Origin of the sequence: Corallococcus exercitus (assembly GCF_003611585.1) — a bacterium.
Classification (GTDB): domain Bacteria; phylum Myxococcota; class Myxococcia; order Myxococcales; family Myxococcaceae; genus Corallococcus; species Corallococcus exercitus.
This window is the reverse complement of record NZ_RAVW01000848.1, coordinates 1-731: the sequence shown is the minus strand read 5'-3', so window position 1 is coordinate 731 and position 731 is coordinate 1. Positions and strand designations below refer to the sequence as shown.

Below are 731 nucleotides of genomic sequence, written 5' to 3'. Positions count from 1 at the left end.
TGGGGTCGGAGAGGTGTATAAGAGACAGGGCCCGTCCTGCTGCACCGGCCACCCGGACTCCGCCGCCGGCTGGCGCTGTGAACACTGCGAGGCCCTGCTGTGCCCCGCGTGCGTGGAGCTCCGGCGCATGGGCACGGTGGACTACTCCGTGTGCGCCCGGTGCGGAGGCACGGCGAACGTGCTCCTGCGCCCGCGCTCCGGGCGCGCCCTCCGGAGCCGGCTCATGGAGGCCCTGCGCTTTCCGTTCACCGGACCGGGCCTGCAGACGCTCGTGGCCGTCAGCGCGATGCTGACCGTGCTGCACATGTTCGCGGTGGGCGTGCGCCTCTTCCACGTGCTGCCCATGACGCTCGCGCTGGGTGTCTTCTGGTCCGCCTTCTTCGCGCTCGTGCGCGGCGCGGCCCGGGGCGACGCGGATCCGCAAGGCCCCGGCTTCAGCAGCCTCGTCCAGGACAACCTCCTGCCGGGCCTGCGCGGCCTGGGCGTCACCGTGGGCGTCTTCCTGCCCGCGCTCGCGCGCGCCTGGTACCTGCTGCCTCCCGTGTCCGGGTTCGGAATCATCGTCCGGCTCCTGTATCCGCTGGAGACCCTGTGGATGCCCGCCGTGAGGGGGGACCCGCTCTTCTGGGGGCTCGCGGGCCTGGGCCTCCTGTGGCTGCCGTGGGCGCTGCTGGTGGCGGCCACGTCCCAGTCGGTGCTGGCCGCGCTGAACCCCGTGCGCACGCTCGGGT

The 731-nt window shown here is 73.2% G+C and carries 1 pseudogene; it reads left to right on the top strand.

What is annotated here, in order from left to right:
- Positions 1–13 precede the first annotated feature (13 nt).
- A pseudogene (locus tag D7W79_RS42485) lies at positions 14–731 on the top strand (B-box zinc finger protein); the annotation flags it as partial.